The sequence below is a fragment of the Microbacterium sulfonylureivorans genome (assembly GCF_003999995.1).
In the GTDB taxonomy this organism is placed as follows: domain Bacteria; phylum Actinomycetota; class Actinomycetes; order Actinomycetales; family Microbacteriaceae; genus Microbacterium; species Microbacterium sulfonylureivorans.
In genome coordinates this window covers 55816-75081 of record NZ_RJAD01000002.1, presented here as the reverse complement: position 1 = coordinate 75081, position 19266 = coordinate 55816, and the positions used below count along the sequence as shown (strand labels likewise).

At 71.2% G+C, this 19266-nt stretch carries 21 protein-coding genes and 1 tRNA gene; 7 read left to right on the top strand and 15 right to left on the bottom strand.

Annotated features, from left to right (window positions below):
- Position 1: 1 nt before the first annotated feature.
- Genes EER34_RS09800 through EER34_RS09770 form a run of 7 tightly spaced genes read right to left on the bottom strand, consistent with a single transcriptional unit; the run spans position 2 to position 4419 of the window.
- Positions 2-439, bottom strand: a complete 438-nt coding sequence (locus EER34_RS09800; protein WP_127474428.1) for a pilus assembly protein TadG-related protein — start codon at positions 437-439, stop codon at positions 2-4.
- The gene (locus EER34_RS09795) at positions 436-912 is read right to left on the bottom strand and encodes a TadE family protein (RefSeq protein ID WP_127474427.1); all 477 of its coding nucleotides are present in this window, start codon (positions 910-912) and stop codon (positions 436-438) included. Before EER34_RS09795 ends, EER34_RS09800 begins: the two co-directional genes overlap by 4 nt.
- On the bottom strand, positions 887-1294 hold the full coding sequence (locus EER34_RS09790) for a TadE family protein (RefSeq protein ID WP_205791554.1): 408 nt from the start codon (positions 1292-1294) through the stop codon (positions 887-889). The genes EER34_RS09795 and EER34_RS09790 overlap by 26 nt, the downstream gene beginning before the upstream one ends.
- A gap of 3 nt (positions 1295-1297) precedes the next feature.
- The gene (locus tag EER34_RS09785) at positions 1298-1501 is read right to left on the bottom strand and encodes a hypothetical protein (RefSeq protein ID WP_127474426.1); all 204 of its coding nucleotides are present in this window, start codon (positions 1499-1501) and stop codon (positions 1298-1300) included.
- A gap of 22 nt (positions 1502-1523) precedes the next feature.
- Positions 1524-2456: a type II secretion system F family protein gene (locus tag EER34_RS09780; protein WP_127474425.1), complete on the bottom strand. Its 933-nt coding sequence runs from the start codon at positions 2454-2456 to the stop codon at positions 1524-1526.
- Positions 2453-3310, bottom strand: coding sequence for a type II secretion system F family protein (locus EER34_RS09775; protein ID WP_127474424.1), 858 nt, complete (start codon positions 3308-3310; stop codon positions 2453-2455). Before EER34_RS09775 ends, EER34_RS09780 begins: the two co-directional genes overlap by 4 nt.
- Complete coding sequence (locus EER34_RS09770) at positions 3307-4419, bottom strand: TadA family conjugal transfer-associated ATPase (RefSeq protein ID WP_240642340.1); 1113 nt, start codon at positions 4417-4419, stop codon at positions 3307-3309. The genes EER34_RS09775 and EER34_RS09770 overlap by 4 nt, the downstream gene beginning before the upstream one ends.
- Before the next feature lie 176 nt (positions 4420-4595).
- Between EER34_RS09770 and EER34_RS09765 the strand changes: the two genes are divergently transcribed.
- The 3 genes from EER34_RS09765 to EER34_RS09755 all read left to right on the top strand — a co-directional run bounded on the left by EER34_RS09765 (position 4596) and on the right by EER34_RS09755 (position 5825).
- Positions 4596-4808, top strand: a complete 213-nt coding sequence (locus tag EER34_RS09765; RefSeq protein ID WP_127474422.1) for a PLDc N-terminal domain-containing protein — start codon at positions 4596-4598, stop codon at positions 4806-4808.
- Positions 4809-4901: 93 nt separating this feature from the next.
- A tRNA-Leu gene (locus EER34_RS09760) sits at positions 4902-4983 on the top strand.
- 53 nt (positions 4984-5036) lie between these two features.
- Positions 5037-5825 (top strand): DedA family protein, encoded by a 789-nt coding sequence (locus tag EER34_RS09755; protein WP_127474421.1) that lies wholly within the window; start codon positions 5037-5039, stop codon positions 5823-5825.
- Between the two features lie 18 nt (positions 5826-5843).
- Here the strand turns inward: EER34_RS09755 and ku are convergent, their stop codons facing one another.
- Positions 5844-6764 carry a non-homologous end joining protein Ku gene (gene ku / locus EER34_RS09750; RefSeq protein ID WP_127474420.1) on the bottom strand — a complete coding sequence of 307 codons (921 nt, stop codon included), beginning with the start codon at positions 6762-6764 and terminating at the stop codon, positions 5844-5846.
- 78 nt (positions 6765-6842) lie between these two features.
- Here ku and EER34_RS09745 point away from each other — a divergent pair, with 78 nt between their 5' ends.
- A complete protein-coding gene (locus EER34_RS09745) occupies positions 6843-9326 on the top strand; it encodes an ATP-dependent DNA ligase (protein ID WP_127474419.1) in 2484 nt (827 codons plus the stop codon).
- Positions 9327-9335: 9 nt separating this feature from the next.
- Here EER34_RS09745 and EER34_RS09740 read toward each other — a convergent pair whose 3' ends face one another.
- From EER34_RS09740 to murI, 4 genes are all read right to left on the bottom strand, one after another.
- Entirely contained in the window at positions 9336-10256 is a 921-nt protein-coding gene (locus tag EER34_RS09740) for a cation diffusion facilitator family transporter (protein ID WP_127474418.1), read from the bottom strand.
- A gap of 85 nt (positions 10257-10341) precedes the next feature.
- Entirely contained in the window at positions 10342-10944 is a 603-nt protein-coding gene (gene rdgB, locus EER34_RS09735; protein WP_240642338.1) for an RdgB/HAM1 family non-canonical purine NTP pyrophosphatase, read from the bottom strand.
- Between the two features lie 71 nt (positions 10945-11015).
- Entirely contained in the window at positions 11016-11765 is a 750-nt protein-coding gene (gene rph, locus EER34_RS09730) for a ribonuclease PH (protein WP_127474416.1), read from the bottom strand.
- 105 nt (positions 11766-11870) lie between these two features.
- On the bottom strand, positions 11871-12695 hold the full coding sequence (gene murI / locus EER34_RS09725) for a glutamate racemase (RefSeq protein ID WP_127474415.1): 825 nt from the start codon (positions 12693-12695) through the stop codon (positions 11871-11873).
- 41 nt (positions 12696-12736) lie between these two features.
- On the opposite strand from murI, the gene EER34_RS09720 reads away from it, so the two are divergent.
- A complete protein-coding gene (locus tag EER34_RS09720) occupies positions 12737-14062 on the top strand; it encodes a nicotinate phosphoribosyltransferase (protein WP_127474414.1) in 1326 nt (441 codons plus the stop codon).
- A 22-nt stretch (positions 14063-14084) separates the two neighbouring features.
- Here EER34_RS09720 and EER34_RS09715 read toward each other — a convergent pair whose 3' ends face one another.
- Genes EER34_RS09715 through EER34_RS09705 form a run of 3 tightly spaced genes read right to left on the bottom strand, consistent with a single transcriptional unit; the run spans position 14085 to position 17294 of the window.
- Positions 14085-14351 carry a DUF3039 domain-containing protein gene (locus EER34_RS09715; RefSeq protein WP_127474413.1) on the bottom strand — a complete coding sequence of 89 codons (267 nt, stop codon included), beginning with the start codon at positions 14349-14351 and terminating at the stop codon, positions 14085-14087.
- A gap of 43 nt (positions 14352-14394) precedes the next feature.
- Positions 14395-15963, bottom strand: coding sequence for a hypothetical protein (locus tag EER34_RS09710; protein WP_127474412.1), 1569 nt, complete (start codon positions 15961-15963; stop codon positions 14395-14397).
- A complete protein-coding gene (locus tag EER34_RS09705; protein ID WP_240642271.1) occupies positions 15939-17294 on the bottom strand; it encodes an ABC transporter ATP-binding protein in 1356 nt (451 codons plus the stop codon). Before EER34_RS09705 ends, EER34_RS09710 begins: the two co-directional genes overlap by 25 nt.
- A 196-nt stretch (positions 17295-17490) precedes the next feature.
- On the opposite strand from EER34_RS09705, the gene EER34_RS09700 reads away from it, so the two are divergent.
- Together EER34_RS09700 and EER34_RS09695 are read left to right on the top strand one after the other, a co-directional pair.
- Entirely contained in the window at positions 17491-18183 is a 693-nt protein-coding gene (locus EER34_RS09700; RefSeq protein WP_127474411.1) for a phosphocholine cytidylyltransferase family protein, read from the top strand.
- Between the two features lie 66 nt (positions 18184-18249).
- A complete protein-coding gene (locus EER34_RS09695; RefSeq protein WP_240642268.1) occupies positions 18250-19191 on the top strand; it encodes a hypothetical protein in 942 nt (313 codons plus the stop codon).
- The last annotated feature ends 75 nt before the right edge of the window (positions 19192-19266 follow it).

The following is a 19266-nucleotide window of genomic DNA, read 5'->3' as shown; positions in this document are numbered from 1 at the left end:
GTCAGCGCAGCGCCGTGCGACTCGTGGCCGTCGCCTCCAGGCCGACACCCTCGGACACGAAGAGCGTGAGGACCGGCGGATGCCACGCAGCGGCGACGGTCACGCGTGCCGACACGCCATCCGGAGTGGCCGCCGACACGAGCGTCGCGCCTCCCCCGACCTCGTCGACCATCAGCTGCGCCTGAGCCCGCACGCCGGCCGAGGTGAGCACGGCGACCGGCTCATCGTCGACGATGGTCAGCTCGAAGCCGTCCGCGGCGGCGAGGGCCGCAGCATCCGCCAGCGAATCGAGGCGCTTCTGGGCCAGGTACAGACTCGTCGCATCGACGCACACCAGGACGGCGACGAGCGCGAGCGCCGCGTAGCCGATGGTCAGGAGGAGGACGCTGCCCTCGTCATCTGGCTCGCGCGCGGGGGCGCCGTGCCGATGGAGTCTCACTCCGACCCCCAGAACCGAGAGACCTTGTGCGCGGCGAATGCCTCGATCGGCACGCTCGCCAGCCGGTCCAGGCCGAGGACCGACGGCACGAGCGGGAGCGCGACGGCCGCGCGGAGCGTCACGACGAGTGTCGCACCGGCACGCGGGCATTCTGCGCCGGCCGGGCGGCAGCTCAGCGAGAGCGCCACCCCGTCCGCGTCGAGGCCGTACTCCTGGACGATCGATTCGAGGACGAGATCGGCACGCTCTTCGGCATCCTCGGCATCGCCGGCCGTGGCGATCGCGCGGGCGATGTGGCGAGCTCCCGCTTCCGCGCCGAGCGACTGCTCCTGGATCAGGCCGAGCGCGACGACGAGGTAGACGAGCGGCACAAGCAGGACGAGTCCGACGAGGATGAACTCCAGCGCCGCCGAGCCGCGCTCGGCGTCGTCGGCCGCATCGCCGGGATCAGTCGAGGGACTCGATCGGAGCACGCGCGGTCACCTCCATCGTGCGCGGAGCGCCGAGCAATCCGACGAGCGGCAGCACCGCGCGCACGGTCACCTCGACCGTGGGGTGTCCGAGCGCGGCGCTCTCGCGCACGGCGACATCGGCCGAGTACTCGGCCCCGACCGTGCGGGTGACGATCTCGCGCGTGCGCTCCGCCCCGTCGTCGAGCGACGTATCGGCGAGAGCCGCGTGGTAGGCGCCTTCCACCGCCGCGTCGTGCACCACGTTGCGCACGTACAGGGCGAGGCCGAATTGGAGGACGGCGAGGGTCATCACGGTCAGCACAGCGCCGACCAGGACGAACTCGACGGGGCTGGAGCCCTCGTCTCCCTCGGCTGCCGCTCGCAGGCGGGCGCGGACGTGCACGGGCTAGAAGCCGGACACCCGCGAGATCGCCTGTTCGAACAGACCCGCGAGGGCGGGGCCGGCGAGCGCCCAGATCACGACGACGAGCCCGGCGGTCATGAGGGTGATGAGGACCCATCCGGGCACGTCGCCTCGCTCGTCCTCGCCGATGTCGAGCGCGGCTGCGCGGAGCCGGGCGATCAGTCGCTGCGTGTGGATGCGGATCATTTCTCTCCTTTGGACGTCGTGCTCAGCCGATGCCGAGCCGAAGCATGAAGACTCCCGGGAACACCGCGAACAGCACGCTGAGCGGGAGGATGAGGAAGACGAGCGGGACGAGCATGTAGATTTCTTTGCGCCCCGCCCGCTCGATGAGGTCGCGCTTGGCGTCCTCCCGGGCGTCGAGCGCCTGGGCATGGAGCACCTGCGCGAGCGGCGCCCCCCGGTCGATCGCGGCGACGAGCTGGTCGACCGCTCGCGTGAGTGCGGGTATCTGCAGTCGATCGGAGAGCTTGGCGAGCGCTTCGGAGAGCGGCGATCCGGTGCCGACGGCCACCACGACGCCGCGCAGCTCCGCGGTGAGCTCCCCGGCGCCGACGTCGCTGACGCGTCGCAGCGAGTCGAAGATGCCCTCGCCGGCCGACAGGCACAGCGCCACGAACTCGAGCACCGTCGGCAGCTCTTCCCGCACGCGCGCCGCGCGCGCCCGGGCGGCGCGGGTCAGCCGGGCGTCGCAGGCGAACGCGGCAGTGACGGCGGTGAGCGGGGGCAGGAGCGCGAGCGAGGGAGACCCTCGCCCGAGCAGCACCGCACCGACCACGAGCAACCCGCCCGCGGCGAGACCGACGAGCGCCCAGGCCAGCTGTCGACCCCGGAAGGCAGCAGGATCGCCCGGCGAGCCGGCCTGCCGCAGGCGCCGCGCGACGGACTCGTCGCCACCGACGACGCGCGCGAACCGGCGCTGCATCGTCTGCCACGCCAGCGCAGCGCTGTCGGCCGGTGCGATGGGGGCGATCCCGACGCCGCGGGGATCGATGACGTCGCGGATGTACGGGGCGATGCGACGGGCGAGGCTGGGCGCTCCCCACCGCGGGGCGAGCGAGAGCAGCAGGCAGATCCCCGCACCGAGCGCGGAGCCGAGCACGATCGAGAACGCGAGGTCGTCGATGCCGAGAAGGCTCATCCGAACCACCTCCGCGGCTCGGGCAGGCGGCCGAGTCGCACCATCACGCGGAACGCCACGAAGGACACCGCTGCCCCGACGAGGATCAGCACGATGCCCTCGGGGCTGCCGTACGCCTCCGCGCCTTCGGGCCGCATCGCCAGCAGCGCGAGGATGACCCACGGCGCGGCGACGCCGAGCACCGCCGCCCCGCGGATCCACGACTGCCGCGACTCGACCTCGGCTCGCAGCGCGGTGTCGGCGCGCACCGAACCGGCGAGCGCTCGCAGCACCGGTGTGAGGTCGGTGCCGCCGACCTGCCGGGCCATTCGAAGCGTCTCGACGATCCGGTCGGCCACAGGGTCGGCGAGGGCCGCTTTGAGTCGCTGCGCGCTGGAGTCGAAGTGCCCGGACGCCGCGACGTCGCGCGAGAACCCCGCGAACGCGGGACGAAGCTCGGCCGGTGCGGAATCCGCAAGGCTCGCCACCGCGTCGGGGAGGGACATCCCGGCCCTGACAGAGGCGATGAGCAGATCGCACACGTCGGGCCACAGTCCCCGCCGGGAGCGGACGAGTCGCGCACGTCGCGCGCGCAGCCACGCGAACGGCGCGAACGCACCGGCGACGGCGGCGACGAGGCTGAGCGCGGCGACCTGTGCGACCAGCCAGGCCGCCGCGGCGCCGACCACGGCGCCGCAGACCGCGACGACGACCACCGCACCGGGAGACACCCGTGCGAGGCCGGCGGACTCGAGAAGGCGTGCGAGGCGCCCGCTCGCGGGGCCCGTCGGACGCTCCGCCTTCACCGGCCACAGCCACGGCGACAGCACGAGGAGGATCCCGGCGGCGAGCACGGCACCCCAGACGAAGGTCATGCGGTCGCCTCGTAGATCGTCCGGGCCGCGACGACCCCGGCTTCCACTCCGGTCGGCTCAGCGATCTCGACCACCCGGCGCCGACCCGAGGCATCCCGTTCGCAGTGGACGACGAGATCGACGGATGCCGCGACCGCCGGCAGCACGAATGCCGCGTCGATGTTCCGCCCCGCGAGGAGCGGGAGTGCGGCGAGCTTGCCGAGCGCCTCGCGCGCGGAGTTGGCGTGGATGGTCGCCGCGCCCGGCACGCCGGTGTTCAGCGCGAGGAGGAGGTCGAGCGCCTCGGCGTCGCGCACCTCGCCGACGACGAGCCGGTCCGGCCGCATGCGCAGCGCCTCCTTCACGAGGCGCCGCAAGGTGACCTCGCCCGTTCCCTCCAGGCTCGGCTGACGCCCCTGGAGCGCGACGATGTCGGTGGCGGCCACGGCGAGCTCGAAGGTCTCCTCGACCGTGACGATGCGATGGCCCGGCGGGCACGCGGCGATCAAGGCTCCGAGCACGGTCGTCTTGCCTGCGTGCGTCGCACCGGAGACGAGGACGGAGGCGCCGCGCGCCATCGCCGAGCGCAGCAGCTCTGCCGCGTCGGCGGCGATCGAGCCCGCCGACACGAGACGGTCGAGGTCGCGGAAGGCGGGGAGGAACTTCCGGACGTTGACCGCCCAGTGGCGGTGAGTGATGTCGGGGATGACGACATGGAGACGCGAGCCGTCGGGCAGCGAGGCGTCGACGAACGGCTGGCTCAGGTCGACCCGACGGCCGGTGGACTGCAGCATCCGCTCGACGAGGTCGCGGACGGCGGAGTCGGTCAGGGCGAGCGGCGTGCGCTCCGACACGCCGCCGCGCGCGATGAAGATGCGATCCGGGGCGTTGATCCAGAGCTCTTCGACGGTGGGGTCGTCGAGATACGGCTGGAGGGGTCCGAACCCCGCCACGCTGGCGAGCACCTCGCGGACGCATGCCGACTCGTCGTCGACCGGCGCGAGCCCCCTCGCGAGTGCGAAGTCGTTGTGACGGCGCACCTCGGCGCGCGCGACGTGCGCGGCGAACTCGGGATCGCGCGACGGATCGGTGCGCTCCGCCCTCAGCCGTTCGCGCACCCGCTCGGCCACGACCGCCGCCGCAGACCCACCGGATGCCGCGGACGCCGCGACCGATGAGGGGGGCAGGACGGTGGGCGAAGGCACCATTGCATCCTCCCAAGACCGGAAAGCGACATCCCGAAGTTATCCACAGATGCGGAAGACGGCGGCGGGGGGCAGGATGGTGTGGAGCGGAAGGGGCCGACATGACGAAGCCGAAGAAGGAGCTGTCTCCCGGGCAGCAGGCCGTGTTCGGGGTGCTGGGGCTCGTGCAGGCGGCGTTCGCGTTCCTCGCGTTCTGGGACCTCGCCCATCGCGATGCCGACGAGGTGCGCGGCCCGAAGCCGGCGTGGATCCCCGCGATCCTCGTCAACTGGATCGGCCCGGCGAGCTACTTCCTCTTCGGCATCAAGCGCTGATCCGGCGTCGAGCAAGCGCCGACCGGCCACCCGCCGGACCGGGGGTCTGCCCCACAGCCGCCGTCCAGGCGCCTCAGTAGACTGAACCCACTCGCGGGAGTGGTGGAATTGGCAGACACGCAGGATTTAGGTTCCTGTGCCTCCGGGCGTGTGGGTTCAAGTCCCACCTTCCGCACGCAGCCGCATTCGCGGTGACCTCCGCCGACCTACCGACCGACGGGAACGACCTTGCACGACATCGCCCTCATCCCCTGGCTCGACCCCGCCGCGATCATCGCGTGGGCCGGGCCGTGGGCCCTTCTCGTGGTCTGCTTCATCGTCTTCGCCGAGACCGGTCTGCTTGTGGGCTTCCTCCTCCCCGGAGACACCCTGCTCGTGATCTCGGGGCTGCTGTCGCACCCGCAGACGGGCGCACCGAACGGCATCTTCGGCATCAGCGTGTGGTGGGTGGCGCTGCTGATCGGGCTCTCCGCGTTCATCGGCGGTGAGGTCGGCTACCTCATCGGCCACAAGGGCGGACCGGCGGTCTTCGAGAAGAAGGAGTCGGGCCTGTTCAGCGTCAAGAACGTCGAACGCACGAATGCCTTCTTCGAGCGCTTCGGCGGCCTCACGATCATCCTCGCCCGCTTCGTGCCGATCGTGCGCACGTTCGCGCCCGTCGCTGCGGGCGTGGGGCACATGCACAAGGGCAAGTACACGCTCTACAACTTCATCGGCGCGGTCCTCTGGGGCTTCGGCCTGACGATGTTCGGATATGCGATCGGGTTCATCCCGTGGGTCGCGCACTTCGTCGAAGAGTACATCGACGTCATCCTGCTGGTCGCCGTCGGCGGCACCGCCCTCATCACGCTGTGGCACTACTTCCGCGAGCGCAGCAAGGCCAAGAAGGCAGCGGCCGCGGGCGAGGACATCGTTACCGACCACGAGGAGGCCGAGGCGCTCGTGCTCGACCCCGAGGTCTTCGATCGCGGCCCCGAGCACCACGACCAGGCCGAAGGCGACGCCCCCAAGTCGTAGCGGCGGCGGCGCCCGGCGCTACGACGCCTTCGCGGTCTTCTTCTTCGTCGCGGGCTTCTTCGCTGCGGCGGACTTCGCGGCCGTGGTCTTGCCGGCGGGCTTGGCCGCGGCATCCTTCTTCGGCGCAGCCTTCGACGCACCGCCCTCGCGGGCGGCGCGGGACTTCTCGACGCTCGCGCGCAGGGCTTCCATGAGGTCGATGACCTCTCCCCCGGTGTCCTCCTCCTCGTGGTCGCCGAACGTCTCGGACGTGTCCAGCGCGTCGCCCTGCTCGAGCTTCGCGTCGATGAGGGTGCGCAGCTCGTCCTGGTACTCGTCGGCGAACTCCGACGGATCGAAGTCGCTCGCGAAGCTCTCGACGAGGGATGCCGAGAGCTCGAGCTCCTTCGCCGAGATGCGCACGGTCTCGTCCAATGCCGGGAACGCCGCCTCACGCACCTCGTCGGCCCACAGGAGCGTCTGCAGCACCAGCACGTCGCCGCGCACGCGCAGAGCGGCGAGGCGCGTCTTCTGACGCAGCGAGAACCGGACGATCGCCGTGCGGTCGGTCTGCTCGAGCGTCCGGCGCAGCAGCACGTACGCCTTGGGCGACGCACTGTCGGGCTCGAGGTAGTACGCCTTGTCGAGGGTGAGCAGGTCGACCTGGTCGCTCGGAACGAACTCGACGACGTCGATCTCGCGGCTCTTCTCCGCCGGCAGCGACGCCAAGTCGTCCTTCGTGAGCACGACGGTCTTCTCGCCGTCGTCGTACGCCTTGTCGATGTCCTGGTACGGCACGACCTCGCCGTCGATCTCGCAGACGCGCTGGTAGCGGATGCGCCCGCCGTCCTTGTTGTGCACCTGGTGCAGCGACACGTCGTGGTCCTCGGTCGCCGAATACACCTTGACCGGCACGTTGACCAGACCGAAGGTCAGCGCGCCCTTCCAGATCGCCCTCATCACACCAGTGAACACCGGTCACACCCGTCACGGCTAGTCCGGGCTGCTTCCCCTCGCCCGACACGGCAGGATGGGCCCATGGCGCAGGCGTGGGCGAAGGGGTCGGCCGAGCAGCTCGTGAGCATCGGCGGGCGGCGCCTGCGCGTCACCAACCTCGCCAAGGTCCTCTACCCCGAGACCGGCACGACCAAGGGGGAGGTGATCGACTACTACACGCGCATAGCCCCGCTGCTGATCCCCCACGTGATCGGCCGGCCCGTCACCCGCAAGCGCTGGCCCGAAGGCGTCGGCACCGATGACGAACCCGGCATGGTGTTCTTCGCGAAGGACCTCGAGCGCGGCGCCCCGTCATGGGTGAAGCGGATGCCGATCCCCCACTCGACAGGGACCAAGCACTATCCGCTGATCGGCGACATCCCGACGCTCGTCTACCTCGCCCAGGTCGCGAGCCTGGAGCTGCATGTGCCGCAATGGCGGTTCACACCCGAGGGCGAGCGCGGCTTCGCCGACCGGCTCGTGCTCGACCTCGATCCCGGCCCCGGCGCCGGGCTGCCGGAATGTGCGCTCGTCGCCGGCTGGGCACGAGGCATCCTGTCGGACATGGGTCTGGAGCCCTACCCGGTGACCAGCGGCAGCAAGGGCATCCACCTGTACACGGCGCTCCCGCCAGGTCAGTCCACCGAGCAGGCGTCGATGATCGCGAAGGAGCTGGCACGCTCCATCGAGGCCGACCACCCCGACCTGGTCGTGAGCTCGATGAAGAAGACGGAGCGGCACGGCAAGGTGCTGATCGACTGGAGCCAGAACAACGGCGCCAAGACGACGATCGCCCCCTACTCGCTGCGCGGCCGTGCGCATCCCACCGTCGCCGCGCCGCGCACGTGGGACGAGCTCGACGATCCCGGCCTGCGGCATCTGCTGTTCGACGAGGTGCTCGACCGCATGGACGAGATCGGCGACCCGATGGAGGCGCTCGGCTTCCACGCCGGGGGTCGCGAGGCGGAGACGGGCCCGCTGTCGGCCTACATCTCGAAGCGGAGCGCCTCGCGCACCCCGGAGCCGGTGCCCGAGAACCCGCTCGGCGCGACGCCGCACCGCGAGATGCCGATCTTCGTCATCCAGGAGCATCACGCCACCGCTCTGCACTGGGACTTCCGGCTCGAGCGCGACGGCGTGCTCGTCAGCTGGGCGGTGCCCCGCGGCGTACCGCACTCCTACAAGCGGAACAACCTGGCGATCATGACCGAGGACCACCCCATGGACTATGCGTCGTTCGAGGGCACCATCCCCGCCGGCGAGTACGGAGGCGGCTCGGTCACGATCTGGGACGACGGCAGGTACGAGCTGGAGAAGTGGCGCGACGACGAGGTCATCGCGACCCTCGAGGGTCGGCCAGGCGGTCCTCTGGGTCGGGTCCGCCTCGCGCTCATCCGCACCGAGGGCGAAGGCGAGAAGTCGAGCTGGCTGCTGCACCGGATGAAGACGGATGCCGCCGGCAGGCCGCAGCCGGACGGAATGCCCGTCGAGCCGAGCCCGCAGGCCGACGAGCCGCGCCGCTCCGTCACCTCGCGCTCGACGCTGCCTCGCGCGGAGCTCCTCCGCCCGATGCTCTCGACCTCGGCCACCCCCGGCCTCGCACGCCAGGCGGCCCAGCGCTGGGGCGACCCCGCGTGGGTCGAGGCGAAGTGGGACGGCATCCGTGCCGTGGGAGTGTGGGACGGCTCCCGCCTGCGCCTGTTCGCCCGCAGCGGCAACGAGCTCACACACCGCTATCCCGAGCTGACCGATCTCGACGCCGGGCTCGGCGAGGCACCCGCCGTCGTCGACGGCGAGCTCGTCGCACTCGAGCCCGACGGTCGTCCGAGCTTTCCGCTCCTGCAGACCCGCATGAACCTCGAGCGGCCCGGCGAGATCGCTCGCGAGGCCCGGCGCACCCCGGTGCGCTACTACCTCTTCGACGTCCTCTCGGACGACGGCCGCGACGTCGCCGGCCTGCGGCTGAGCGAGCGGCGAAGCATCCTGGAGAAGCGAGCCGCCCGCGCCATCCCCGCGATCGTCGTCCCGCCGGTGTTCGACGACGTCGACGCGGCCCTCGACGCCAGCGCGCGGCTGCGGCTCGAGGGGATCGTCGTGAAGGACCCGGGCTCGCGCTACGTGCGGGGCGGTCGCTCGGAGTCGTGGCTGAAGGTCAAGCACACCCGCACGCAGGAGGTCGTGATCGCCGGGATCCGTCCCGGCAAGGGCGGGCGCAGCGGCACGTTCGGCTCGCTGCTCCTCGGCATCCCCGGCCCCGACGGCCTGCAGTACGCCGGTCGCGTGGGCAGCGGGTTCAGCGATTCGACGCTCGCGACGCTGCTGAGGAAGCTCACGCCGCTGCGCACCGACGACAACCCCATGGTCGGCGTGCCGGCACTCGACGCGAGCGACGCGCTGTGGGTGCGACCAGAGCTCGTCGGCGAGGTCGAGTACGGCGAGTTCACTCCCGGCGGCATCCTCCGCCACTCCCGCTGGCGGGGGCTGCGACCCGACAAGAGCCCCGACGCCGTCCGTCGTGAGGACTGAGCCGGCGGGTCAGGCGTGGGCGTCGTGCTCGACGTGCCCCGCGGGCTCGAGCTGGAACGTCGAGTGCTCGACGTCGAAGTGCTCGGAGAGGCACGACTGGAGCGTGCTCAGAATGCCCGAGGCGCTCCCGTCGCGCATCGCGGCGTCGTCGACCACCACGTGGGCGGTGAAGACGGGCGCGCCGCGGGTGAGCTGCCATACGTGCACGTCGTGGACGTCGACCACGCCGGGAGTCGAGAGGATGTGCTCACGGATGTCGCGCACGTGCGTGCCCTGTGGTGCGGATTCGGCGAGCACCGACACGACCTCGCGCAGCAGGCCGATCGCGCGCGGGATGATCATGGCGGCGATCACGAGCGATGCGATCGCGTCGGCCTGCACCCACCCCGTCGTGACGATCACGATCGCAGCGACGATGACCATCGCAGAGCCGATCAGATCGCCCAGCACCTCGAGGTACGCGCCGCGCACGTTGATGCTGCGCCGCTGGGCCGAGCTCAGCAGCCACATCGCGACCCCGTTCGCGATCAGCCCGACGACGGCCACCGCCAGCATGAGTCCGCCGGCGACCTCGACCTCGCCCGGATCGAGGAGGCGCTGCACTCCCTCCACCGCGACCCACACGGACAGCACGATGAGGATCACGCCGTTCACGAGCGCCCCGAAGACCTCGGCGCGCTGATACCCGAACGTTCGGCGGTCGTTCGCCGGCCGCGCCGCCACGGACGTGGCCACCAGCGCGATGACGAGGGCCGCGGCATCCGTGAACATGTGCGCGGCGTCGGCGAGCAGCGCGAGCGATCCCGAGAGTGCGGCGCCGACGACCTGGACGATCATGACGACCGTCGTGATCGCGAGCGAGAGCGCGAGCAGCCGGCGATTGCTCGCCCCGCGGATGCCGCCCTCGGAGGCGTTCGCGTGATCGTGCATGTGCCCAGGCTAAGCCCGCGGCTCGGCCGGGGCGCGCCGATCGCGCTAGTCGGGAATGATCGTGATTCTCACTCCCGGAATGAGGTCAGAGCCCGGCGAGCAGCGGAGCGAGCTCCGCGAACGCGCGGGCGCGGTGAGACGCCGCGTTCTTCTCCGCCGCGGACCATTCACCGACCGATCGCTCGGCGCCGGCGGGCTGCCCGTCGGGGACGAACACCGGGTCGTATCCGAACCCGCCCTCGCCCGAGGCCGCGGCGGCGAGGCGGCCGGGCCAGCGCCCCTCGACGACCTCCTCGCGGGATGCGTCGCCGGGCACGACGAGCGCGATCGTCGACACGAACTGGGCCGTGCGGTGTGGATCGCAGATGTCGGACAGCTGGTCGAGCAGCAGGTTCAGGTTGGCGGAGGCATCCTTCGCATGGCCCGCCCAGTACGCGGAGAACACCCCGGGGGCGCCGCCGAGAACGTCGACGCAGATGCCCGAGTCATCGGCAAGCGCAGGGAGCCCGGTGTGCGCCGCAGCGGCACGCGCCTTGATCAGCGCGTTCTCGGCGAACGTCACGCCGTCTTCCACGGGCTCGGGGCCGTCGTAGGCGATGACCTGCAGGTCGGGCCTCGTCGCGGCGACGATGGCCTGGAACTCCTCGACCTTGTGACGATTGTGCGTCGCGAGCACCACCTGGCGCAGCTGCGCCGGACCGGCCGCCGATTCCGCGACGACCGCGGCCACCGCGTCCGCCGCGTCGGCGGGATGCGCCATCACTCCGCGCTCTCGGCGGGCTGCAGTGCCGCGAGCTGGTGCACCCGCAGGTCCGCGCAGCCGGCGACGCCGAGGTCGAGCAGCGCGTCGAGCTCGCGCTTGTCGAACGGCGCCCCCTCTGCGGTCCCCTGCACCTCGACGAAGAGGCCACGACCGGTGACGACGACGTTCATGTCGGTCTCGGCGCGCACGTCCTCGACGTAGGCGAGGTCGAGCATCGGCTCGCCGTCGATGATCCCCACCGAGACCGCCGCCACCGAGTCGATGAGCGGCACGGCCTTCTGCCCGATGAACTTCTTGGCCCGGCCCCACTCGATGGCGTCGGCCAGGGCGACGTACGCGCCGGTGATCGCCGCGGTGCGTGTGCCGCCGTCGGCCTGCAGCACGTCGCAGTCGATGACGATCGTGTTCTCACCGAGGGCCTTGGTGTCGACGACGGCGCGCAGCGCGCGGCCGATCAGCCGCGAGATCTCGTGGGTTCGTCCGCCGATCCTGCCTTTGACGCTCTCGCGATCGTTGCGGCTGTTGGTCGCTCGCGGGAGCATCGAGTACTCGGCCGTGATCCAGCCCTTGCCCTTGCCCGTCAGCCAGCGTGGAACGCCGTTCGTGAACGACGCCGTGCAGAGCACCTTCGTGCCGCCGAATGAGATGAGCGCCGATCCCTCGGCGTGGCTGCTCCAGCCCCGCTCGATGGTGATGGGGCGAAGCTGGTCGACGGAGCGGCCGTCGGCGCGGGTGATTTCAGTCATTGGGGCTCCTGATCGGACCGTACATGTCCCGAATTCTGCCGGTATCGATGGTTCACACCGACCGAATCTGGGACATGTAAGCGAGATGTTGGGACATGGATGCCGTCAGCGCGGCGGGATGGTGGGGATGGCGCCGGTCTGCACGAGCTGCACCTCGCGCACCTCGCGGCCCATGAGCCGGTGGGCGAGGCGCAGGAAGTCGTCGGCCGACGCACCCGTCGCCTCGTAGACGTGGGTGGGCGAGGCATCCGGGCCCGCGAGGAGGTCGCGGGAGACCAGTTGGCGGTAGACGTCCTTGGCGGTCTCGGTGTCGCTCGACACCAACGACACGTCGGGGCCCATCACGTAGCTGATCGCGCCTTCGAGGAACGGGTAGTGGGTGCAGCCGAGCACGAGGGTGTCGACGCCCGCGTGGCGCAACGGCGCGAGGTACTGCTCGGCGGTGGCGAGCACCTCGGGCGAGTCGGTGACCCCGGCCTCGACGAACTCGACGAAACGCGGGCACGCCTGTGCGGAGACCGTCAGTCGCTCGTTGACCTCGAGCATGTCCTGGTAGGCCCCGGAGCCGATCGTGCCCGCGGTGCCGATCACACCGATCCTGCCGTTGCGGGTCGTCGACATCGCGGTGCGCACGGCAGGCCCGATCACTTCGACCACCGGCACGTCGTATCGCTCGCGCGCGTCGCGCAGCATCGCGGCGGACGCGGTGTTGCAGGCGATGACGAGCATCTTGACGCCCTGATCGACCAGCGTGTCGAGGATCTCGAGGGAGTAGCGGCGGACGTCGGCGATCGGCTTGGGTCCGTACGGCGAATGCGCGGTGTCGCCGATGTAGAGGATCGACTCGCGCGGCAGCTGCGCCGATACGGCGCGGGCCACGGTGAGACCGCCGACACCGGAGTCGAAGATTCCGATGGGTGCGTCCTTCACGATGATCCAGCCTACGCCAGTACCTCACTAGGCTGACCGACATGCAGCCTTCGAGCGCCCTGCACACCGATCGCTATGAGCTCACGATGCTCGACGCCGCTCTGCGCGACGGCACAGCCGACAGACGCTGCGTGTTCGAGCTCTTCGGCCGCAGGCTGTCGGGCGGCCGCCGCTTCGGCGTGGTCGCGGGGACGGGGCGGCTGCTGTCCCTCGTCCGCGACTTCCGCTTCGGCGACGACGAGCTGCGGTTCCTCCGCGACGAGCGGGTGGTGGATGCCGCGACCCTCGACTTCCTCGAGGGCTACCGCTTCACCGGCTCGATCACCGGCTACCGCGAGGGCGAGCTGTACTTCCCCGGCTCCCCCATCCTGACCGTCGAGGGGACCTTCGCCGAGGCCGTCGTGCTCGAGACGCTGGCGCTCAGCGTGCTCAACCACGACTCGGCCGTGGCCACCGCTGCGGCGCGCATGGTCGTCGCCGCCGGCGACCGTCCGCTCGCCGAGATGGGCTCGCGCCGCGCCGGCGAGTCCTCGGCCGTCGCCGCCGCCCGCGCCGCGTACATCGCCGGGTTCGGCGCCACGTCGAACCTCGAGGCCGGCCGTACATGGGGCATCCCGACGATGGGCACGGCCGCCCACGCGTGGACGCTGCTGCACGACACCGAGGAGGGCGCCTTCCGCTCGCAGATCGACGCGCTCGGCGTCGACACCACCCTGCTCGTCGACACGTACGACACCCGCGAGGGCGTCGCCACGGCGATCCGGGTCGCCGGCACAGGATTGGGCGGCGTGCGCATCGACTCGGGAGACCTGCCGCTCGTCGCCGCCGAGGTGCGCGCCCAGCTCGACGAGCTCGGAGCGACCGGCACGCGGATCACCGTGACGAGCGACCTCGACGAATACGCGATCGCGGCGCTCGCGGCATCCCCGGTCGACGCGTACGGCGTCGGCACGTCCGTCGTCACCGGATCGGGCACCCCGACGGCCGGCATGGTCTACAAGCTCGTCGCGCGACAGGATGCCGCGGGAGGCTGGATCGCCGTCGCGAAGGCCTCCACCGACAAGGGGTCCAAGGGCGGCCGCAAGGCCGCGTTCCGCACTCTCGACCGCGGCACCGCGACGAGCGAGCTGATCGTCGTGTCCGACGGGTTCGAGGACGTCTCGACCGCGGCATCCCACCCCGACGCGCGGGCTCTGCAGGTCACGCTGATGACGGCCGGCGAGGCGGATGCCGCGCACGAGGGCCGCGACGGGGTCGAGGCGGCTCGCGCCCACCACGCGTTCGCGCGCGAGGAGCTGCCGGTTCGTGCCCTCGCGCTCAGCCGTGCGGACCCGGCCATTCCGACGGTCTACACCGACGCGGAATGATGCCGGGCGGGCCCCGCGGGCCTCACTTGGCGAGCGACTCGTAGATCTCTTTGCACGTCGGGCAGACCGGGAACTTCTCGGGGTCACGCCCCGGTGTCCACTTCTTGCCGCACAGCGCGCGCACCGGCTTGCCGGTGATGGCCGACTCGAGGATCTTGTCCTTCTTCACGTAGTGCGAGAAGCGCTCGTGGTCTCCGGGTTCGATGTTCTCTTCGCGGATGAGCTCTTCGAGCTCTCGGTCGAGGGTGGCCAGACCGCCCTGGTCCGGGCCTTCGAGAGGGGTGCTCATGGTCAGTCAGTTTAGCCCGCCGACGGGTCGGCGGCGCGGCCGATCAGGTCGACTCCGCGAACTCCATCAGCCGGCCGCCGCGACGGGAGAAGAGCATCGACCCGGCCGTGACGCCGATGAGCAGCACACCCAGTCCGGCTGCCAGCCCGGCCCACAGCGCGAGCATGGCCGAGTCGATGTCGCGCGTCAGCGCGATCCACGCGCACCACAGCGCCGGAACGCTCACGAGGATCGCCCCCACCATGACCACGCCCTGAGAGATCGCGCCGTTCGCGCCGGTGCGCTGCGGCTGCTGGAACGGACTCTCGCCGGGACGCGACACGGCGTACGGCGCGATGACGGACGACACGCTGGAGAGTCCGAGCCCTGCGAAGAAGAGCGCGACGCAGACGCCGACCATCGCGGGAAGCATCGCCCACCGACCGTGCAGCGAGATCGCCACCGGGATGGCGACCGCGAGGAGAGGGATGCCGATCAGCAGGACGGGGACGAGACGCCCGACGCGATCCGATACGCCGCGCGTGCCGCTCGCGATGTGCATCCACACCGCCGTCGAGTCGTACGCGATGTCGTTGTGCGGCAGCCACCCGAGCAGCAGAGCGGCGAACGGCACGGGCACGAGGATCGCCGATTCGAGAGGCACCCCCGCGATGAGCAGCGGCACGACGGTCGCGGCCGCCGCGACGGGGATCACCAGCACGTTGACGATGTACCGGCGGTCGCGGAACCAGTACACGAGGCTGCGCGCGGCCACCGCGCCGCCGGGCGTGCCCGGTGCGACACCGAACCAGCCCAGTCCCCCGCGCTCGCGGCCCGAGGTCGGGCGCTCCGTCGTGGTGAGAAGGCGCTTGACGACCCACGCCCAGAGCACGACGAGCAGGACGAGCGTCGCAACGGCGACGAGGACCGACGGCCAGGCCCGCTCCGCGCCGACGGCGAACAGGCCGGGGAATGCCCACGCGGCCCCGATCGGGGTCACCGCGAGCGACTCGACGGCCTGCGAGAGCTGCGACGGGACAGTCCCCTCCCACTCGAGTGAGGCGAGGAACACGCCGACCGGGACGACCACGATGACGATCACCAGCAGGAACAGCCCCGACAGCTCGCGCGAGCGGCGGTCTCGGAGGAAGAGTGACGCGACGGCCATGCACACGCGCGCGAGCATGGCGCAGGTGAGCACCCCGACGACGACTCCCCCGACGGCGGCCGGCACGCTCGCTCCGCTCTCGTTCCACACCACGGCGGCGCAGATCGCGATCGCGAGCAGGGCGAGGACGGGAACGCTGATCAGACCCGCGGCCGCGAGGACCACGGCAAGCCGGCGCCGGTCGAGCGGGAGCAGCGAGAAGCGCCGCGGGTCGAGCGGGTCGTCGACGGCGCCGAGCAGCGGCGCGAGTGCGAAGCCGAGGGTGACTGCGGACCCGCCGAGCACGGTGACGGCGAGCACGACGTCGATGCCGGCATCCCGGAGCGTGAGCAGCGCCACGCAGGCGGCGACCGTGGCGCCCACGAGCAGGACGAGCCCGAGGACGACCCGGAACACGTGGCCGCCGTCGCCGCGGAGGGCGCCGAACAGCAGCGCGAGCCTCAGTCGGAGAACGTGTGCAGCCACTCGAGACCCTCCACGTCGCTGAGCCCGCCCGCGAGCTCGACGAAGCGCTGCTCGAGGCTGAGCTCGCCGCGTACCTCGTCGATCGTGCCCTCTGCGAGGACCTGCCCGGCGACGATGACCGCCACTCGGGAGCAGACGCGCTCCACGAGCTCCATGCCGTGGCTCGAGAGGATCACCGTGCCCCCGTGGGCGACGTAGGCGGAGAGGATGTCGAGGATGATGGCGCTCGACACCGGATCGACGGCCTCGAACGGCTCGTCGAGCACGAGCAGCCGCGGGGAGTGGATGAGAGCACCGGCGAGCATGACCTTCTTCGCCATGCCGGCGGAGTAGTCCGAGACCACGCGACCGAGCGCGTCGGTGAGGTCGAACGCCCGCGCGAGGTCGGCCGTGCGGCTCTCGACGACGGCGGGCGCGAGGCCGCGCAGCACCCCGTAGTAGTAGAGGAGCTGACGCCCGGTCAGCCGGTCGAACGTGCGCAGCCGGTCGGGCAGCACGCCCATGACGCGCTTCGCGCCGAGGGGATCGGATGCCGCATCCACGCCTCCGACGCTGATCGAGCCCCGGTCGGGCTCGAGGAGCCCGGCGATCATCGAGAGGGTCGTCGTCTTGCCCGCGCCGTTCGGACCGACCAGCCCGTAGAACGTCCCCGCGGGGACGGTGAGGTCGATGCCGTCGACGGCGTGGGTGTCGCCGAAGCGCTTGGACACCCCGCGCAGGACCAGGACGTCGCCCGCTCCGGCCGGCGCGGTCAGCACCTCGGGAACGTCGACGTGCGCCTCGGCCTCGGGCTCGGCCTCCGGCGCGCGTTCGGGCTCCGCCTCGATGGGCAGGGCGACGGGTGTCTCGGCCATCGCGGGTTCGGGCTCCGCCTCGACCTCCGGCGCAGGCTCCGCCTCGACCTCCGGCGCAGGCTCCGCCTCGACCTCCGGCGCAGGCTCCGCCTCGACCTCCGGCGCAGGCTCGGCCTCGGTCTCCGGCGCGGGCTCGGCCTCGGCCTCGGCCTCCGGCGCAGGGTCGGCCTCGGTCTCCGGGGCTTGCGCGGGCTCGCGGTCGGGAAGCGGCGGCTTGGGCGGAACGACGATGTCGGCGGCGGCGAGGCCGGCGACGTCGAGGTCGGCCGGGAGGGGCGGCGGCGGACCGGGATCGGCGGGCTTCGCGGCCGGGCTCCTGCCCTTGCCGGCGCCCTTCTTGCGCGGGGGCTTGCGCGGTCCGACACGCTCGACGGACGCCGCCTTCGGGCCCGACGGCAGCGACACGATCGGCGCGCTGTCGTGACCGTCCGGCTCTTCCGGATCGATGTCGTTCGGCACCGGGAGGGAGGCTGTCACCGATCCAAGGTATCAAGTGGCCCTGGAAGAGGGGCAACGCGTGACGCCGAGTCTCGGGAACGTCGTTATGTCACGAATCGGCAACGGCGGCGCACCATTCTGCACGTTCCCAGGTGCCATCGCTACCATGGTCACGGCACGAAGGGGTGTCGAGTCGGTGAACCGACAGTGAATCACGCACTTCAGGAGCAGACCTTTGACCCTTCAGACCGTCATCCTCGCAGCCGGAATGGGCTCGCGCCTCGGCCGCAGCCTTCCCAAGCCGCTCACGGAGCTCGGCGACGGCCGCAGCATCATGCAGCAGCAGCACGACAACATCCGCGCGGCCTTCGGCGCCGACGCGAAGATCACCACCGTCGTGGGCTACCGTGCGGAGACCATCGTCGAGGCGTTCCCGACGGTCGACTACGTCTACAACGATCAGTACGACCAGACGAACACCTCCAAGAGCCTGCTCCGTGCCCTGACGACGACCGGCAAGGGCGGCGTGCTCTGGATGAACGGCGACGTCGTCTTCGATCCGCTGGTGCTCGGGCGCGCCATCGAGCTCATCGAGCGCGACCAGTCCTTCGTGACGGTCAACACCTCCAAGGTGAGCGACGAAGAGGTGAAGTACACGGTCACGACCGAGGGCTTCATCAACGAGCTCTCCAAGACCGTCAAGGGCGGCATCGGCGAGGCCGTCGGCATCAACTACGTCTCGAGTCGCGACAAGAAGGCCTTCATCCGCCAGCTGACGCGCGTCGACGACCAGGACTACTTCGAGCGCGGTCTCGAGTTGGCGATCGCCGAAGACGGCCTCCTGCTCGAGCCGCTCGACATCTCCGACCTGTACGCCGTCGAGGTGGACTTCGCCGAAGACCTCGAGCGCGCCAACCTGTACGTCTGACCCCGATCCGGCAGAATCTGTCAACCCCGGGCCGACGCTCGGGTTCCGGCGCATAGGATCGGCCCGATGGCCGAGAAGGTGCACCAGATCCACACGCTCCCCGCGGATTCGCCGTGGCAGGGCGGGCTTCCGCCTGCGGGCTCCGACGAGCATCCGCGCACGATCCGCGCGCTGGACCGCGTCCTCGCCATCCAGCGTCCTGTCGTGCTGGCGCATCTGCGCAGCATCCGCCTGCGCCATCCGGATGCCTCGACCGCCGACATCGTGCGGATCCTCGAGCGCCGCTATCTCACGGCCGTCACGACCGGCGGCGCCGCAGTCGGTGCGACGGCTGTCGTCCCCGGCATCGGCACGGGCATCACGCTCGCTCTGAGCGGCGTCGAGACGGTGGCGTTCCTGGAGGCGACCGCGCTCTTCGCGCAGTCGGTCACCGAGGTGCACGGCATCCCCGTCGCCGACCCCGACCGGGCGCGCGCTCTCGTGCTCACCCTCATGCTCGGCAAAGAGGGCGTCGACCTGGTGTCGCAGCTCGCCGGCCAGGTCGCGGGCAAGGGACCGACCCGCGACCGGTACTGGGGCGAGCTCGTGACCAAGACGCTCCCCCGCGCGGCCATGGGTCCGCTCGTCGATCGCCTCAAGACGACCTTCATCCACCAGTTCGCGGCGCGCGGCGGTGCCTCGTGGATCGGCAAGGCGCTGCCGTTCGGCATCGGCGCGGCGATCGGCGGCGCGGGCAACAACATCCTGGGGCGGCGTGTGCTGGTCAACTCCCGCCGCGCCTTCGGCCTCCCCCCTGCGATCCTGCCCCCCGATCTCGAGCCGCGACCCGGTGCGACGCGTATCGAGCGTGCGGCCACCCGCACGATCCGGCACGCCGGCGGGGCGATCGTGAGCGGCGTCTCGAGGAGCGGCAGGGCTATCGGGTCCACGGCGAAGCGCCTGACGCCGGGTGGGCGTCGCGAGCTCACCGAGAGTCCCGCCGACACCGATGACCTCGCCGACGACTGAGCAGGACGCGATTCATCGCGGCTCGGCTGTATCAGGCATCCGCTCGCCGCCCTCGACCTGGTGACACGTCGCCCG

What these genes read in the sequence shown, in the direction of transcription:
- EER34_RS09775 (WP_127474424.1), bottom strand. Translation starts at nt 3,310, where the DNA reads ATGACCTTCGTCTGGGGTGCCGTGCTCGCCGCCGGGATCCTCCTCGTG.
- EER34_RS09745 (WP_127474419.1), top strand. Translation starts at nt 6,843, where the DNA reads ATGGCGCAGGCGTGGGCGAAGGGGTCGGCCGAGCAGCTCGTGAGCATC.
- rph (WP_127474416.1), bottom strand. Translation starts at nt 11,765, where the DNA reads ATGACTGAAATCACCCGCGCCGACGGCCGCTCCGTCGACCAGCTTCGC.
- EER34_RS09785 (WP_127474426.1), bottom strand. Translation starts at nt 1,501, where the DNA reads ATGATCCGCATCCACACGCAGCGACTGATCGCCCGGCTCCGCGCAGCC.
- EER34_RS09740 (WP_127474418.1), bottom strand. Translation starts at nt 10,256, where the DNA reads ATGCACGATCACGCGAACGCCTCCGAGGGCGGCATCCGCGGGGCGAGC.
- ku (WP_127474420.1), bottom strand. Translation starts at nt 6,764, where the DNA reads ATGAGGGCGATCTGGAAGGGCGCGCTGACCTTCGGTCTGGTCAACGTG.
- EER34_RS09715 (WP_127474413.1), bottom strand. Translation starts at nt 14,351, where the DNA reads ATGAGCACCCCTCTCGAAGGCCCGGACCAGGGCGGTCTGGCCACCCTC.
- EER34_RS09765 (WP_127474422.1), top strand. Translation starts at nt 4,596, where the DNA reads ATGACGAAGCCGAAGAAGGAGCTGTCTCCCGGGCAGCAGGCCGTGTTC.
- EER34_RS09720 (WP_127474414.1), top strand. Translation starts at nt 12,737, where the DNA reads ATGCAGCCTTCGAGCGCCCTGCACACCGATCGCTATGAGCTCACGATG.
- EER34_RS09695 (WP_240642268.1), top strand. Translation starts at nt 18,250, where the DNA reads ATGGCCGAGAAGGTGCACCAGATCCACACGCTCCCCGCGGATTCGCCG.
- EER34_RS09780 (WP_127474425.1), bottom strand. Translation starts at nt 2,456, where the DNA reads ATGAGCCTTCTCGGCATCGACGACCTCGCGTTCTCGATCGTGCTCGGC.